This is a genomic window from Pseudomonas sp. RA_35y_Pfl2_P32, assembly GCF_963970735.1.
In the GTDB taxonomy this organism is placed as follows: Bacteria; Pseudomonadota; Gammaproteobacteria; order Pseudomonadales; family Pseudomonadaceae; genus Aquipseudomonas.
This window is the reverse complement of record NZ_CAXAQF010000012.1, coordinates 183373-198086: the sequence shown is the minus strand read 5'-3', so window position 1 is coordinate 198086 and position 14714 is coordinate 183373. Positions and strand designations below refer to the sequence as shown.

Sequence of the window (14714 nt, the reverse complement as noted above, 5' to 3'; positions counted from 1 at the left end):
TGATTACATCGAGATGTTCTACAACGTAAAACGCCGCCATGGTTTCAACAATCAGCTGTCACCGGTAGAGTTTGAAAAGCGTTACGCAATGAGCTTGCAAGGTGTCTAGAGAATCCGGGGCGATTCAGTCGGTTGCAGCCAAGCCTTGGTAGGCTTACTGAATTCTTAACCTGCAATTCGGGTAGCTGCCAATCTGCGATGGAACCACAATATAAACGGCCCATGCCCTCACCAACTGCTCAATGTACCGATCGAATAGCTAGTGCTTGGCTTCCGAATAGGAGTAACAAATTGTTGAACCGTCCAGACAAAGACGCGCTCCGTGCACTGCTGGAGTCGCAAGTCCAAGAGAAACTACAGCATGATCCACACGCGGTAACGACTTATGCAGCCCAGCCTGTACCTGACCGAAAACCGTACACCAGCAAGCCCACGGTTCAGGACAAGGCATTTCACAAAGAGCTCGAGCAGATGCGTGCAGATGCTGAAGCTGGAGTGATACATACGCCTAAGCGCGAGCCGGAGGACGGAGGCGCTCCTAGCCTTAAGCTTGATGATTATCCTGATCTGTAAACGTGCCACTGAGAATCTAAAGACGGGAACGGCTTGCCGGCTCATAGCAACGGAGATCAAATGTGAAAAAACCACCTATGAAGATCATTATCGAAGAATGGGATGGTGACGGTGCGATTCGGATTCCGGACGAAGCGCTGCAGGAGCTCGAACTGGACGTCGGCGACGCTGTGTACCTGATAGAAGAATTTGTCGGCAACACGAGTTGCCTTGTCCTATCAAAAACGCCTCAGATGACGGATCGAATAGACGAGCTCACTGAAGCCTGGGATAGTGCACGGCTTGGTAACGCCCAGGAAAAATAAGACAGCCACATGATCGATGACAGTATCTTTACCTCCATGAGAAAACCTAAAGCTTAGCCGGGCCCTGCTGGCCCGAAGCATCGACTATAGGAAAAATGGCTCAACACGGCACCTGCTGATATACCGTCGTTCCTGCGATGAGAAGCACGGTGCACCGTCATAAATTGTCTCAGCTTAAGCCCACCCCGTTCTTGAAATCGTCTTGTTTTGCCGGTACTTCTAAGTCACCAATGTCATGCACGGAAAACAACCATGCAAGCAAGATTCAGAGTGATTGAAACCACCACACTGGACGATGGCAGCAAGCGATACAGGGTTGTCGACCTTGTAGAGGGAGGTTCAGCTAGCAAGCATGGCGTGTTCAAAGTCAGGGGGGAGGCAGACGCTGTCTGTTCGCTCCTGAATACCGATCCCCCACGTGAAAGCCGTGTAAGTCGGGCTTCAGCGAGTTCCTAATCCACTCGTTTCGGAACCGGGCGCCTGATGACTATGCGAGAGTGAATACCTATAGCGCAGTCACGGATTGCTTTCCGAAAGAACGACTTGACGCCACTCAAGGTTAAGTTGATGACACTCTCCCTCGGCTTCTTCTCGGGTCTGATAGATATTCTTCAGCCGAAGCTTCTCCTCATTGTCGTAGATGCTGAAGCCTATAGGTGCAGTCTGACAGTAGAAGCGCGATCCGTTACGCATTGATCCCGTTTCCACTGGGATTGCAGGGACAACAACAAATCTCGAAATCATCTTCACACCCTCTCCAAGCACCTCCTGACTATTAGCGGCTATGAGCCACCATCGCAAGCGACCGCAGTCAGTTTCCGATGAGAAGCACGACCGGACATGAGTCGATTGGATGCGTCGTAAGAAAGGTTCACCGTCGCTTTAAGCATAAGAGCCCGGGTACTCGCTAACCAGCGCACTACTACATCCCGCAACCGCCCACTGGCGGCCGCCACCTTTTTGGATTTACTCCTGCGAGCTAGCAGAGGCTTGGTCGCGGGTTTTCCACAGTGACGGCAGCACCCCACCCAGCAGCAGCCCCAGGGTACGCTCAGGGAAATGACCGCCGGAATCTTGCCGATGATGCTGACCAGGAAAATCTTGCCACCGATAAATACCAGTATCAGTGCGAGCGCGTACTTGAGGTAAGAGAAGCGATGAATCATCGCCGACAGGGCAAAATAGAACGCACGCAGGCCAAGGATGGCGAAGGTGTGAGAGGTGTAGACGATGAAGGGTTCTTGGGTGACCTCAATCCTCTCAACGAGTTTGAAGAAGTCATCCTCAATAGCTGAGGAGATGCCTATCAAGCTATTCAGTCATCTCGTTGGCGACAATCCTCTAAGCGACACGTTCTCGCGCCCTGCATACAGCTGACGCACGCCCTACTGCACCTACCCTGTGAGACCAGCTTTCGCCAGATTGTAAAAAAGCTTGTTAGGATAGGCATGCAAACATCTCGTTTTTACCATAGGAACAGCGGGGCTAACGACCACTGCACGTCATAGCGTGCCACCATCAAGGAGGCTCTCATGGGCCGAACACCTGGGGATGATCTACCAGAAAAACCTCATAAAAGCAGTGAGGATGGCATTCCTGCCCCTAGCGGGGCCGCCAATCTGATTGACACCGACTACGTGATCGGACAGGACAATATCAAAGGTGAGTTTTCATTTTCCCTTGATATCCATGGCAAAGTGTTTGTCATCTCAGCTGCCACTATCTTGCTGTTCGTCATTATGACGCTGGCGCTCCAAAATGAAGTAGAACCGCTTTTCAGTGCCATTCGAAACTGGCTGACTGGCAATCTCGCTTGGCTGTTCATGAGCATTGCAAACATATTTGTTTTGCTTTGCATCGGGCTAATTTTCTCGCCGCTGGGGAAGGTTCGATTGGGCGGTAGGGACGCCAAACCAGACCATAGCTACGTGGGCTGGTTCTCAATGCTTTTCGCTGCAGGAATGGGCATTGGCCTAATGTTCTATGGCGTAGCCGAACCCATGTCTCATTATCAAGCGTCCATGGGCGGTGTAACAGTCGATGCAAGTGGAGCCCGAACCGACTGGGCACCTTTAGGAGGTGCAGCGGGTGACGCCAAGGCATCAGCCGACTTGGCAATGGCCGCCACTATCTTTCACTGGGGACTCCACCCTTGGGCGATCTACGCGATTGTCGCTCTGTCCCTAGCCCTGTTTTCTTACAACAAGGGCTTACCGCTCTCTATACGGTCGATCTTCTATCCATTGCTAGGCGAGCGCGTCTGGGGTTGGCCAGGGCACTTGATAGATATCCTGGCGGTATTCGCCACATTGTTCGGACTGGCGACATCGCTGGGGATAGGAGCTGAGCAGGCAGCAGCTGGGATTGAATATCTCTTCGGTATTGAGTCGACAAATCTAAGCAAAGTAGTGCTGATCGTTGGGATCACCATGATTGCCCTTTGGTCAGTTCTTGCTGGCTTAGATAAGGGCGTCAAGATGCTGTCACAGATCAATATGGGCCTAGCGCTGCTGCTGCTGGTGTTCATCATTGTTGTTGGGCCCACCTTGGCAATCTTCACTGGATTCTTTAAAAATCTGGTGACCTACGCTGAATATCTACCGGCGCTTTCCAATCCTTTCGGACGCACTGACACGGAATTCACTCAGGGCTGGACTGCATTTTATTGGGCATGGTGGATCAGTTGGTCTCCATTTGTGGGGATGTTTATTGCGCGGGTCAGCCGTGGGCGAACGGTCAGGGAGTTCTTAATCTCTGTTTTGTTAGTTCCTACCGTGGTGTCCGTATTATGGATGACGACGTTTGGTGGCACTGCCATCGACCAAGCTACTGTGCAAAACTTGGTTGGCGTTAAGGATGCTGTCCTGGAGTTGAAACTGTTCGCCATGCTGGGAGAACTGCCACTAAAAGAAATATCTTCGTTCTTGGGCATTGTTCTGGTGATCGTCTTTTTCATCACTTCCTCAGACTCCGGCTCCTTAGTCATCGATACGATTACCGCAGGGGGTAAGGTCGATGCGCCTGTTCCACAGCGTGTATTTTGGGCCGTCATAGAAGGAGTGATTGCCATTGCACTGTTATTGGGAGGCGGTCTCGTAGCACTACAAGCTATGGCGGTATCTACGGGTCTGCCTTTCGCTCTTGTGCTGGCTCTGGGCTGCGTATCTCTTGTGAAGGGACTGATGTCTGAGCCCCGCTAGTTAACTATTGAGGGCGCCAAGCATCCCGTAACCTTTATATAACCCGCCAAGTACGCGCTGGCGGGTTATACCTCGAAAAAGGAGGTCAGAATGTTTCAAGAAACATTAAATTTTTTTATGACTTACGATTTTCTGGGAATCTCGTTAGCCAATTGGGTTTTCGCTATTTTGTTAGCGACCCTTAGTTTCGTCTTGGCAAGAACTGTGATTGGTTTTTTCCTTAGGAAGCTTCGAAAAATATCAGCCCTACCAAATGCCCCTGTTAGCAATATCGCGGTCGTAGTGCTTTCAGGCACAAGTAACACACTCTTACTGCTGGCATCAATACTCGTTGGTGTAGGCGTCCTTGACCTAGCCGAGCGTTGGTTGGGACGAGTCAGCAGCCTATGGTTCGTAGTCGCTGCTTTGCAAATCGGCTTGTGGGCGAACCGCGCCTGTGCTTTGGCGCTCGCTCAATATTTTAGACGGCACAGCGCCTCTGAAACATTTCAGGGGAGCGCGTTGGCGACGTTAAGCTTGTGGGGAGCAAAGGTCTTCTTATGGGTCGTGGTTGTGCTGGCGATGCTTTCAAACGTCGGCGTGAATATTACAGCTTTCGTTGCCAGTTTAGGGGTAGGCGGCATCGCTATAGCCTTGGCAATGCAGAATATTCTAGGGGACGTATTCGCTTCGCTATCCATTGCGGTAGATAAACCGTTTGAGGTAGGCGACTTCATCGTTGTGGGCTCATTGTCTGGCACCGTCGAGCATGTAGGATTGAAGACGACGCGGATTCGTAGCCTTGGCGGTGAACAAATCGTTATGGCTAACGCGGACATGATCGGAAGTACCATACAGAATTACAAACGGCTTCTGGAGCGTAGAATAGTCTTTGAAATAGGGCTTACTTATACTTGCTCTGCGCTTCAGGCCAGGGAAGTAACACAACGAATCGAGCATATTATCAGTCAGCAAGAAAGAGCCAGATTTGACCGATGCCATTTTCGGAATTTTGGGGAGAGCGCCTTAGAATTTGAGGTCGTATACATTGTGCTAGACCCAAGTTACAACATCTATATGGATATTCAGCAAGACATAAATTTAGCAATAATGGACGCATTTAACGAGATAGGTGTCAGCTTTGCGTTCCCATCACGAACCGTTTACGTTGCATCGATTCCAGGGGCGGAGGTGCCTGTGGGTCGTAGCAAAGATGTGACTGTGAGGACTTCAGAGCACTCGATATAAACGCATGCTCAGACGTATAGAATCATGCATATCGCCTGACAGACTTTCGAGGCGTTTGAGAAGCCTCCCGCCATAGCATTTCGGGCGCCCCCGCTTGGTGCTGGGCCGTCAGTCCCACAGAGCACCAATAGGTGACCCTGATGAATAATGGATAGCTATCTGCGCTTGTAGCAGCTCAGCGGTCGCGAGGGCATCAGTTAACGCATGATGCCCTTGATAGGCTGGAAGGTTATAGCGCGAGCGGCTGTCGGCCAATCGTATGGATGTCTGCGGGCGGCGCATGAGCCTGGCAGCCCAACTTTGCTTTTGCCGATGCATCCTAGCTTCCAATTGCATCGTGTCTACGACCGGAAACCTCAGACCTTCTCCGAGGTGCCTCCGCAGTGCTGCATCAAGGAACTCACGCTCGATATTGCGGTAATGGACGACAATCACTTTGCCGGCCATGGCCTGCAGAAGTGGTTCCAGCACTTCCGGGAGCGAGGGAGCATTCAAAATCTCAGCGTGGGTAATGTGGTGGAAGGTGACTGACTTTTCACTCAGTTCTGATGATGGGTTTAGCACCCAATATTCCGCCTTGCTGCAAAAGATGCGCTTTAAAGTGAACGGCACCAAACCAATGCTGACAATACTGTGAGCCTGGGCATTGAGCCCGGTTGTCTCCACGTCCATCGCAAGAAATTGCACGCTTTCAATCGGAGTGTGTGGTGAGACGACGCCCGCCTGATAAAACGTTCTCAAGCAAGAATGGGCCGACTTCTGCGCCAATTCCCGGAATATGAATGGCCAGTTTCCCGGATAATCTGGCTCCGCCTTGACATCATTCACTTTGAGACACGACTCTTTGGCGGGTAGCGGAACTGCAGGAAATTCTGGCCGTTACTCAACACCTTAAAGGCCTCTTTGAGATTGTGCCGCTCGCTATTAGAGAAGCGCTCAGGCTCGATATAGTTATTGGGCGTTTCTCCCTGCTCCAGCGCCTCTACCTGATGCCGGATCCTCACCATAGAGAGTAACTCAAGAGCATAGCGAAGGTGCCTCAATGCTTCGGGCGGCATGATGTTAGAACTAGCGATTGCATCGATACGGTCAAACGAGTTCTGCGCAGTACTGCCGCAAGCTAGAGCATGGATGCGAATAAGGTCGGTGAGTGGTGCCGTACCGCGACCTTTAAGATTGATGATTCTTTTCTGTTGTCCATCTGTCTCGACGACAAAGGTACGAAAAAATCCTAGGGGCGGTGTCCGGTTCAGTGCAATCCTCGCCATGGCACTGAGAAATCCGGGGTGGGAACTGGATTTGCGAGCGCATAGAACTTTGAGTTCTTGCACTAGCGAGAGCTGGCCGAATACGCCATCCAAATCGAAAAAGATGCAGCTATTTAGCAAAGTTGTCGGGTTTGGTTTATCGATCCACTGATCAAAATAGCTGTGCCACACCCTCAAAGGTTGTCGCCATTGGTCGTTGGTCGCCATGACTCCGCCCTTACAGTAGCTGTACCCACACGCGGCGAGGCCATCGCTGACAAAGGCTGCCAAACTACGAAAATATGCGTCATGCAAGGAGGGATCGAATCGATCATCCAGCACTAAGGCGTTATCTTGATCGCTGACCAGGAGTTGCTCATCGCGTGCCATGGAGCCTAGAACCATGAAGCAGTAAGGTACCGGAGGTGGGCCCAGTTTTTCTTCTGCAAGTTCCAGCAGACGCTGCGTGAAAGCTCTGCCGATACCTGAGATAGCGCTACCGATCATGTGCGCGGTCGCGCCATCCCTCACCATCCGGATGTACGTTCCACGTAGGTCTCGTAATAACGACTTTAGACCGTCGACCGACGTCTGGTTAGATATTCTGTTGACCAGGTACAGGCTACTATGGGATTCGTACCGAATAATATCTGAGAGGTTAATTACGCCAATCGGGCGCCCATGATTGAGAACGGGCAAGTGATGGATGTTGCGGCGCAGCATGACTAGCATCGCTTCAAAACCTGAGTCATCAGCATTTATGGCGACAGGATCTGTCGTCATGATGTCGCTGATGAGCGTTTTGTCGGCGTTCTTCCCGGCAGCGACGACCCGGGTGCGAAGATCCCTGTCGGTCACAATCCCCTGGGTGTCTCCTGCCTGCAGTCCCGATGACGACATGACCACGACACAGGCAACGCGTTGCTCAGTCATCAGCCTTGCAGCCTCGCCAACGGTAGTATCTGAAGTCACCCACACCAAGGAGCGTGACAGCAAGGCTCGGCATTTGAGCTGGATCAGTTCGCTCGCCCGCCCCTGCGCCTCGACTGCGGACTTGAGCCTGGAGTGCCCTTCAGCTTCAACGAAATCCGCAAAGGCGTCATGCTGTTCGCACAGATCGGCGAATACGTCGGCGGGGATGTAGTAAATCAGACTGTCTTCAAGTGCTTTCGCAGGAAAACGAACTTTGTTGCTGCGCAAGAGCCCTGCCTGGCCAAAGATATCGCCTTCGACAAGCCGGTTGTAAAGCTCGCCGCTGCGTCGATAAATCTCCACTGCGCCGCTGCGCACATAGTGCAAATCCTGGATAACGGCACCCGCTTCCAGGATGTCGCTACCGGCCTTGAAGTAACGCACATCAACTCGCCGAGCCATAGCATCTACCGACTCCCTGGGCAGTTGATCAAACGGGGAAAAACGATAGAGATGGTCGCTGATCTCCTGCATCTCGGCTTGCATGGAACCTCGGTATGCTGGAAGGAAAAAATCGCCAAAAGGCGTATGTTGAAATTTGCTGCTCGCCCCAAAAGCCTATCAGATACTTTCTATCGGATTATAGGATTAAGGCAATTCGAGGCGAGTGGGCGGCAGCGGCCTTCGCAAAATACGGCATCCATCCGCTCTTAACAGTGGGCTGTCGATTTGAGTGAAAGCTCTGTAACCATCGTGGTTAGCAGTCGAATGACTCAGCGTATCGCGCATGCCCCCCTCCTCTGCCAGCACACACAAATGGCATGGGCCATATCTTTGGTTGTGATACTGATGCGCCGATGGTGTCCAAGCTACCGTCAGGGCAGCGCGACCAACCGGCAAATGTTGCACTCTCAGGCATTATTGCTTTCAAACTGAATGGCGGGCCTCGCCGCAGAGCGCATCCTTATCATTAACTATCGCACATACCCCGGAGCTAACCGTTGAATGCTAGACATTATTGCGATATTTCTAAGTGTCACAGCCCTACTTGCCTACGTTAACCGACGTTACGTGGGACTTCCTTCCGCCATTGGCGTCATGGGTATCGCACTTGGCATATCGCTACTGAATATGGCCGCTGATAGCCTTGGCTTCCATGCCTTGCACACGCTTGAGCAATCGCTGGTGGAATCCATAGATTTCTCCGAATTGCTTATGCAAGGCATGTTGTCGTTACTGCTATTCGCTGGGGCCTTGCACGTCGACTTGTCGCAGTTACGTATCTACAGATGGCAGGTAGCGTCCCTCGCCGCAATAGGCACAACCCTGTCGACGCTATTTATCGGTTTCGGTCTATGGGCGTTATTGTCTTTGACAGATCTCGGTATGCCGCTCGTCTACTGTCTGGTGTTCGGTGCTCTGATCTCGCCAACCGATCCTATCGCTGTGATGGGCATTTTGAAGTCTGCTGGTGCTCCCGGTAGCGTTGAACTGGTTATTTCGGGGGAATCTCTATTCAACGATGGAGTCAGCGTAGTCCTGTTTTCTCTCATTTTGGCTATGATCGCCAGCGGTGAAGGCCCATCGGTTGCGGGAGCCGCGCAGTTACTGTTGAAAGAGGCAGGCGGCGGCGCTCTTCTAGGTGCAGTCGTCGGGTACGTCATCTACCGGATGCTCAAAAGTATCGACAGCTATCAAGAGGAAGTCCTCATCACCTTGGCCGCTGTGCTCGGGGCCTATGCCCTCGCAACGCATCTACATGTTTCCGGCCCCATTGCTACGGTAGTAATGGGGCTGATTATTGGCAATCATGGCCGTTCCTATGCAATGTCTGAACAGACCAAGAAAAATCTCGACATGTTTTGGGAATTGATGGACGAAATCCTTAATGCAGTCTTATTTGTCCTGATCGGCCTAGAAGTGGCTCTGATACATTTTTCAAATGCTCTTATCGCCACTGGATTGATGGTCGTGGCTTTAACTTTGCTGTCGCGATTGCTGACGGTCGGTGTTCCTATCGCTGTATTGGGTAAACGCTTTCGGCTTCCTAAAGGTGCTTGGAGCGTAATGACCTGGGGTGGCCTACGAGGAGGAATTTCAGTGGCCCTCGCTTTATCGCTTCCCCCGAGCGAGGCACGCGATACAGTGGTTTCCCTAACCTACATAATCGTAGTGTTCTCTATTTTGATCCAAGGTATGACCATTGGGAAACTGGTCAAGAAGGTCATGCCCTGCACGGGCAGATAATAGTTAATACAACATTGCGATAAAAATAAATAATACGGCGATAGCTATCTAACGGGATATCGCAGGCATGCTTATAAGGCTCGAGGAGCCGATAGCCCGTAAGAAGATGGCGAACACACCTTCCGGCCAAGATGAAAATTGCCGTCGCACAAACATGTCCAGATATGAACCGACCACCCAACACAACTTCCCGACCCAAGCACTTAGGCCAATGATGCCACATCAATCCAAAGTGAAAACCTGAAATGCCCATACCAGCACAGTCGCATTAATTTTGGCTAAGGTCAGTTATCCCGCCATGCGTCTCGAGGCGTGTTTGCCTGCGATAAAAGGCGTGAATAGCCCAAACAACCCCTACGAATAGCAACCCAGTTCCAAGCGCTTCCATAGGAGAGGGCCAGCGTTGGTTGATGAGCAGGCCCATCGTAGTTGCATAAATGGTTCCGCTGGCGATTAATTGCCCGCTGAGCGCCAGAGGTAGACGTCGAGTTGCGACTGACCACGCCCAGGCACCTGCAAGGGTGGCCCCTAACCCCTGAATTAACCCACAGACTATTAGCGCCTGAGTACCTGTTAACCCGCTCGGATGGCTAGCAAAGTGGGACAGTTTCAAGTACAGCCCAACTGGGATGAAGGCCAGCATTTCGACGCTGCACATGAAGATCAGCATGGCTGACCACAGCATGGGGGATATGCTTGGGCGTTGAGCCAAAGCACTTTCATTTAACAATCCAAAACCAGTCCAAAATCCAATTGCCATTAACGATACGAGCAGCCCAAGCAATATCGAAGCTGTCGGGAGCACTAAAGTTGCACGGCTAAAATCAAACACGCTCAGATTGACCAAACCTATGCCCAAGGCCGCCACCACCAGCGGCCCGGCAATAGCGCGCCAGGGCACGCTGGAGCTTCGCATGTTGCCGGCAATCGCGAGCACAATCGGCACTGACCCCATCATTACCGGAGGGATCACCGGCCCAGCTGCCAAGACCGCAGAGGTGATCAGGAAGAAGTAGCCGATGTATCCCAAGAAGCCCAGCAGTGCGGCACAGGCCCAGTCGCTCAGTCGCAATTGCCGAACTTCGCTGCGGTAAACAAACAGCACAAGCAGGCTACCCAAACCGGCAAAGGCATAGCTCACCACAGCCAGATCAAAAAGGCTGTAATCGCCGACCAACCCCGGAAAGATGTAGAGCAGCGACCAGGAAAAAGTGGCGGCAATGGCCGCTAATAAGCCTAGGGTCATACGCTCTGCTCCTGCTGGCCCTGCCTCCGGATCCAGCAATGAGCTACGTGTCGGGCAGTGTCGAATACCCGCACGTCCTGGCCCATGGCGCCGCTTACAAAACTGCCCTCCAGTAAGATAAACAGCCCCTCAGCAACTACGTCAGGGTCACTTGTACCAGCGCTCACGGCCAAGGCATTAAGATTGTCGCGTATCCCTTGCTTATGCCTGCTCACTGCCAAATGCACAGGGTGGCTAAACTGGGGGAATTCAGCCGCACTGTTGACGAACAGGCACCCGCGTTCGCTGTCTTGCAAAAGAAAGCTTTGGTACAAATCGAAAAAAGCGAGCATGCCACTGACCGGGTCAGGATGCCCTGCCAAGGTGCGCTCTACCTCTTCACGCCAGCGTCGGTCGCGCTCCTCAAGGCAAGCCACAATCAGTGCATCCTTGGAGGGGAAATGGCTGTAGAGCGTCATCTTGGTAACACCCGCCATCGTGGCGATGGCCATCACACCAGTAATGTGTATACCTTGCGACAGAAACAGCTTCAACGCTGAGTCAATCAAGCGTTCACGGGTATTGTCCAATTTAAGGCACTCCGGCAAAGATACGGAGTTGACTATACTGACCGGTAAGATTTGGGCGCGTCCAAATACGACCTGAATAATGGCTTCTACGACACCAGCCGCAACATGCTAACGCGGCAGCAAATCGTAGGATTTGGCCAATCAGGACGTTCGTTACGCTAGCTAAGCACAGTACGGCTTCGCCGCACCGAACACCGCAATCACTCTGGCCAACGCGGTCTCTGCACCGGCGCGCATACCATGGACTCAATGGCGAGCCAGATAGCGTCAATGCGAATCATTGAGCAACCTCACGGATAAAACGCGCACAACCATCCGGGTTGGAGGCTGGCCATTTCACCGTGATGGATTTATCGCCCAGCGATAGCGAAATGACAGCCATGTCTTCCTTGGCCCGCTTGGGCGTGGTTTTCAGAGGCACGAATGCGGGCAGCACTGCGGGTGGTTGATCTCGGTAAATCGGCAACCATTTGCGGATGACGTTGGCATTGATGCCGTGGTTGATGGCAACGCTGGAGACCGTCGCTCCAGGTTTCAGGCATTTCTGGACGACCTGGGTTTTGAACGGTTTGGGATAAGAGCTTCGTTGGCGCATGGAAATCCTGTCGATAGGGCAATCGCGTCCGCTTAAAATACGCGGACACCATCGCCCTTAAACCTGGAGTTCGGTAGGTGTGTTCGCCGCCCCCTTACAACAAATCGCCTAGCCTCTACGCTGGAAGCAGCATGAGCCCCGTGAGGCGCCGGGCTTTTCGTTCTCATCAACTTCTTCGACTATGCTTTTACTCTCTATGGAGGAAAGCCATGTCTCTGCCTGACGACCCTACCCCTGCACTGCTCAGCCGCCTAAACCAAAACATCACAGCGCTCAAGTGTGCGATTGAAGAGATAAGTACTTGGATCGATCAGCAAGGTTCTAAAGTCGTATCCGACCGAATCAATGAGCAGATGAGGGTGCTGGAAGGTAACAATGACGCCGTTGCAGAATTGTTGGTTGACTTAATCGCCAGATGGACGCCTGAGGAAGAGAAAGATCCAGAAGATTGAACCTGGCCGAGCGCCGCGCTATCCGCTTCCGACTTGCGCGTGGGAATACTCAATCTACAATGACATCAGCTGATGGATCGGCGCCCCCTATGTGAAAAAAGCAGCCCGCCTCCGTGCGGGCTTTTCCGATTCTGCTCTACAGCCACATTTGCCTGATGTGTGGAGGCTCCACTCCGAATCACACTGATCAAATTTGACCAGAAAAGTAAAAAACCCGGCACTTGGCCGGGTTTTTACCTGCGCTTCTCAACTACGCAGTTCCCAACTGAGAGGGATGGAGAACTGACAAAAGAAGCGCAGGCGAGTGATATTGCCAAAAGACCTTTCTCAAAGCAATCCGCCCAGAGTGAGGTGGCGGGTCGCAATCGACGATAGCTTGACTGTATACTTCCCGCTCAGCCTGCCCCCTTGAGCTACAGGAACACCAACATGACTGTACTCCAAACGATTTACTGGCAGCCTACGCCGCCTTAGCGCTACGCCCCCTCGCAACACCTTGCTTCCGCTAGCTTCGCTCGCGGGCGCGCACTGCTGTACGCCTGGTTTTACACCTTAAGCACACAGCAAAAAATCCTCAAAATTTGAATTTGTATCGATTCGCTCGCCATCCATTTGACGTGCGCGATGCTTTGCCTTGGATATTTTCTATGCTGCAAAAACTCAGACAAACGTGGCTTTCCAACGTCCGTGGAGATGTGCTCGCGGGGCTCGTGGTCGCACTCGCGCTGATCCCGGAAGCTATCGCCTTTTCCATCATCGCCGGGGTAGATCCCAAAGTCGGTCTCTACGCCTCCTTCTGTATCTGTGCTGTCATCGCCTTTGTCGGCGGGCGCCCCGGGATGATCTCGGCGGCGACAGGCGCCATGGCACTGCTGATGGTTACGCTGGTAAAAGAGCATGGACTCCAGTACCTGCTGGCCGCGACTCTACTATGTGGCGTACTTCAAATCCTTGCCGGCTACCTGAAGCTTGGCTCGTTGATGCGCTTTGTTTCACGCTCGGTAGTCACCGGTTTCGTAAACGCATTGGCGATCCTGATTTTTATGGCGCAATTGCCTGAGCTGACCAATGTCACCTGGCACGTCTACGCCATGACAGCAGCGGGCCTCGGGATCATCTACCTGTTCCCGTATGTACCGAAGATCGGCAAGCTGATTCCTTCGCCGCTGGTGTGCATCCTGACCCTGACCGCAATTGCCATTTACCTCGGGCTGGATATCCGCACCGTGGGTGACATGGGCCAACTGCCGGACACACTGCCGATTTTCCTCTGGCCTGAAGTCCCGCTGAACTTTGAAACCCTGCGCATCATCTTCCCGTACTCAGCTGCCTTGGCCGTAGTGGGTCTGCTTGAGTCCATGATGACCGCGACCATCGTCGACGATTTGACCGATACCACCAGCAACAAAAACCGCGAATGTAAGGGCCAAGGTATCTCTAACATCATTGCCGGCATGCTTGGTGGGATGGCGGGCTGTGCCATGATTGGCCAATCAATCATCAACGTGAAATCCGGTGGCCGCACCCGCCTGTCGACACTTTGCGCCGGCGTCTTCCTGCTACTGCTAATCGTCTTTCTTGGTGAGTGGCTCTCCAAAATTCCCATGGCCGCACTCGTGGCTGTGATGATCATGGTGTCCATCGGCACCTTCAGCTGGGATTCTTTGCGCAACCTCAAGCAGCACCCGCTTTCGACCAACATCGTCATGGTCGCGACTGTTGTGGTCGTCGTCGCAACACACAACCTGGCCTACGGCGTATTGGTAGGCGTGCTTCTGGCATCACTGTTCTTTGCGAACAAGGTCGGACATTACCTAAATATCAAGAGCACTCTAGAAGAGGCGGAATCGCATCGGACTTACCACGTCGTGGGCCAGGTGTTCTTTAGCTCTGCAGACAAGTTCACTGAAGTTTTTGACTTCAAGGAAGCGCTCAACAAGGTCACCATCGATCTCACGCAGGCGCATTTCTGGGATATCACTGCCGTCGTAGCGCTGGACAAAGTGGTTATCAAATTCCGTCGCGAGGGTGCTGAGGTTGAAGTGTTAGGCCTTAATGAGGCCAGCGCCACTATCGTTGACCGCTTTGGCGTGCATGACAAACCTGACGCCATCGACAAGCTCATGAGCCACTAAGGAGAT

12 protein-coding genes and 1 pseudogene are annotated in these 14714 nt (G+C 52.5%); 7 read left to right on the top strand and 6 right to left on the bottom strand.

The window, feature by feature from the left end; all coding sequences use genetic code 11:
* Together AACY45_RS14385 and AACY45_RS14375 are read left to right on the top strand one after the other, a co-directional pair.
* Positions 1-109: IS3 family transposase (locus AACY45_RS14385; RefSeq protein WP_146427598.1), on the top strand; the 109-nt coding region annotated here is incomplete at its 5' end.
* A gap of 526 nt (positions 110-635) precedes the next feature.
* Positions 636-878 carry an AbrB/MazE/SpoVT family DNA-binding domain-containing protein gene (locus tag AACY45_RS14375; protein WP_339473604.1) on the top strand — a complete coding sequence of 81 codons (243 nt, stop codon included), beginning with the start codon at positions 636-638 and terminating at the stop codon, positions 876-878.
* A gap of 966 nt (positions 879-1844) precedes the next feature.
* Here AACY45_RS14375 and AACY45_RS14370 read toward each other — a convergent pair.
* A pseudogene (locus AACY45_RS14370) lies at positions 1845-2128 on the bottom strand (TerC family protein); the annotation flags it as partial.
* Between the two features lie 282 nt (positions 2129-2410).
* Between AACY45_RS14370 and AACY45_RS14365 the strand changes: the two are divergent.
* Together AACY45_RS14365 and AACY45_RS14360 are read left to right on the top strand one after the other, a co-directional pair.
* Positions 2411-4078: a BCCT family transporter gene (locus AACY45_RS14365; protein ID WP_145319438.1), complete on the top strand. Its 1668-nt coding sequence runs from the start codon at positions 2411-2413 to the stop codon at positions 4076-4078.
* A 90-nt stretch (positions 4079-4168) separates the two neighbouring features.
* Positions 4169-5305: a mechanosensitive ion channel family protein gene (locus tag AACY45_RS14360; RefSeq protein ID WP_339546089.1), complete on the top strand. Its 1137-nt coding sequence runs from the start codon at positions 4169-4171 to the stop codon at positions 5303-5305.
* A 108-nt stretch (positions 5306-5413) separates the two neighbouring features.
* On the opposite strand, the gene AACY45_RS14355 is transcribed toward AACY45_RS14360, so the two are convergent.
* Complete coding sequence (locus AACY45_RS14355; RefSeq protein ID WP_339546088.1) at positions 5414-6133, bottom strand: 3'-5' exonuclease; 720 nt, start codon at positions 6131-6133, stop codon at positions 5414-5416.
* Positions 6130-8010 carry a DUF294 nucleotidyltransferase-like domain-containing protein gene (locus AACY45_RS14350; protein WP_339546087.1) on the bottom strand — a complete coding sequence of 627 codons (1881 nt, stop codon included), beginning with the start codon at positions 8008-8010 and terminating at the stop codon, positions 6130-6132. Before AACY45_RS14350 ends, AACY45_RS14355 begins: the two co-directional genes overlap by 4 nt.
* 459 nt (positions 8011-8469) lie before the next feature.
* On the opposite strand from AACY45_RS14350, the gene AACY45_RS14345 reads away from it, so the two are divergent.
* Positions 8470-9711, top strand: a complete 1242-nt coding sequence (locus AACY45_RS14345; RefSeq protein ID WP_339546086.1) for a cation:proton antiporter — start codon at positions 8470-8472, stop codon at positions 9709-9711.
* A 268-nt stretch (positions 9712-9979) separates the two neighbouring features.
* Here the strand turns inward: AACY45_RS14345 and AACY45_RS14340 are convergent, their stop codons facing one another.
* The 3 genes from AACY45_RS14340 to AACY45_RS14330 all read right to left on the bottom strand — a co-directional run bounded on the left by AACY45_RS14340 (position 9980) and on the right by AACY45_RS14330 (position 12121).
* Positions 9980-10957 carry a DMT family transporter gene (locus AACY45_RS14340; RefSeq protein ID WP_339546085.1) on the bottom strand — a complete coding sequence of 326 codons (978 nt, stop codon included), beginning with the start codon at positions 10955-10957 and terminating at the stop codon, positions 9980-9982.
* Complete coding sequence (locus AACY45_RS14335; protein ID WP_339546084.1) at positions 10954-11526, bottom strand: TetR/AcrR family transcriptional regulator; 573 nt, start codon at positions 11524-11526, stop codon at positions 10954-10956. Before AACY45_RS14335 ends, AACY45_RS14340 begins: the two co-directional genes overlap by 4 nt.
* 277 nt (positions 11527-11803) lie before the next feature.
* Positions 11804-12121 carry a transposase gene (locus AACY45_RS14330; RefSeq protein WP_339473614.1) on the bottom strand — a complete coding sequence of 106 codons (318 nt, stop codon included), beginning with the start codon at positions 12119-12121 and terminating at the stop codon, positions 11804-11806.
* Between the two features lie 209 nt (positions 12122-12330).
* Between AACY45_RS14330 and AACY45_RS14325 the strand changes: the two genes are divergently transcribed.
* A complete protein-coding gene (locus tag AACY45_RS14325; RefSeq protein WP_322437057.1) occupies positions 12331-12573 on the top strand; it encodes a hypothetical protein in 243 nt (80 codons plus the stop codon).
* A 647-nt stretch (positions 12574-13220) separates the two neighbouring features.
* Positions 13221-14708 carry a SulP family inorganic anion transporter gene (locus tag AACY45_RS14320; RefSeq protein WP_339473618.1) on the top strand — a complete coding sequence of 496 codons (1488 nt, stop codon included), beginning with the start codon at positions 13221-13223 and terminating at the stop codon, positions 14706-14708.
* Positions 14709-14714 lie beyond the last annotated feature (6 nt).

Coding starts and splice junctions, on each gene's coding strand:
- AACY45_RS14360 (WP_339546089.1), top strand. CDS start 4,169: ATGTTTCAAGAAACATTAAATTTTTTTATGACTTACGATTTTCTGGGA.
- AACY45_RS14340 (WP_339546085.1), bottom strand. CDS start 10,957: ATGACCCTAGGCTTATTAGCGGCCATTGCCGCCACTTTTTCCTGGTCG.
- AACY45_RS14320 (WP_339473618.1), top strand. CDS start 13,221: ATGCTGCAAAAACTCAGACAAACGTGGCTTTCCAACGTCCGTGGAGAT.
- AACY45_RS14350 (WP_339546087.1), bottom strand. CDS start 8,010: ATGCAAGCCGAGATGCAGGAGATCAGCGACCATCTCTATCGTTTTTCC.
- AACY45_RS14365 (WP_145319438.1), top strand. CDS start 2,411: ATGGGCCGAACACCTGGGGATGATCTACCAGAAAAACCTCATAAAAGC.
- AACY45_RS14330 (WP_339473614.1), bottom strand. CDS start 12,121: ATGCGCCAACGAAGCTCTTATCCCAAACCGTTCAAAACCCAGGTCGTC.
- AACY45_RS14325 (WP_322437057.1), top strand. CDS start 12,331: ATGTCTCTGCCTGACGACCCTACCCCTGCACTGCTCAGCCGCCTAAAC.
- AACY45_RS14345 (WP_339546086.1), top strand. CDS start 8,470: ATGCTAGACATTATTGCGATATTTCTAAGTGTCACAGCCCTACTTGCC.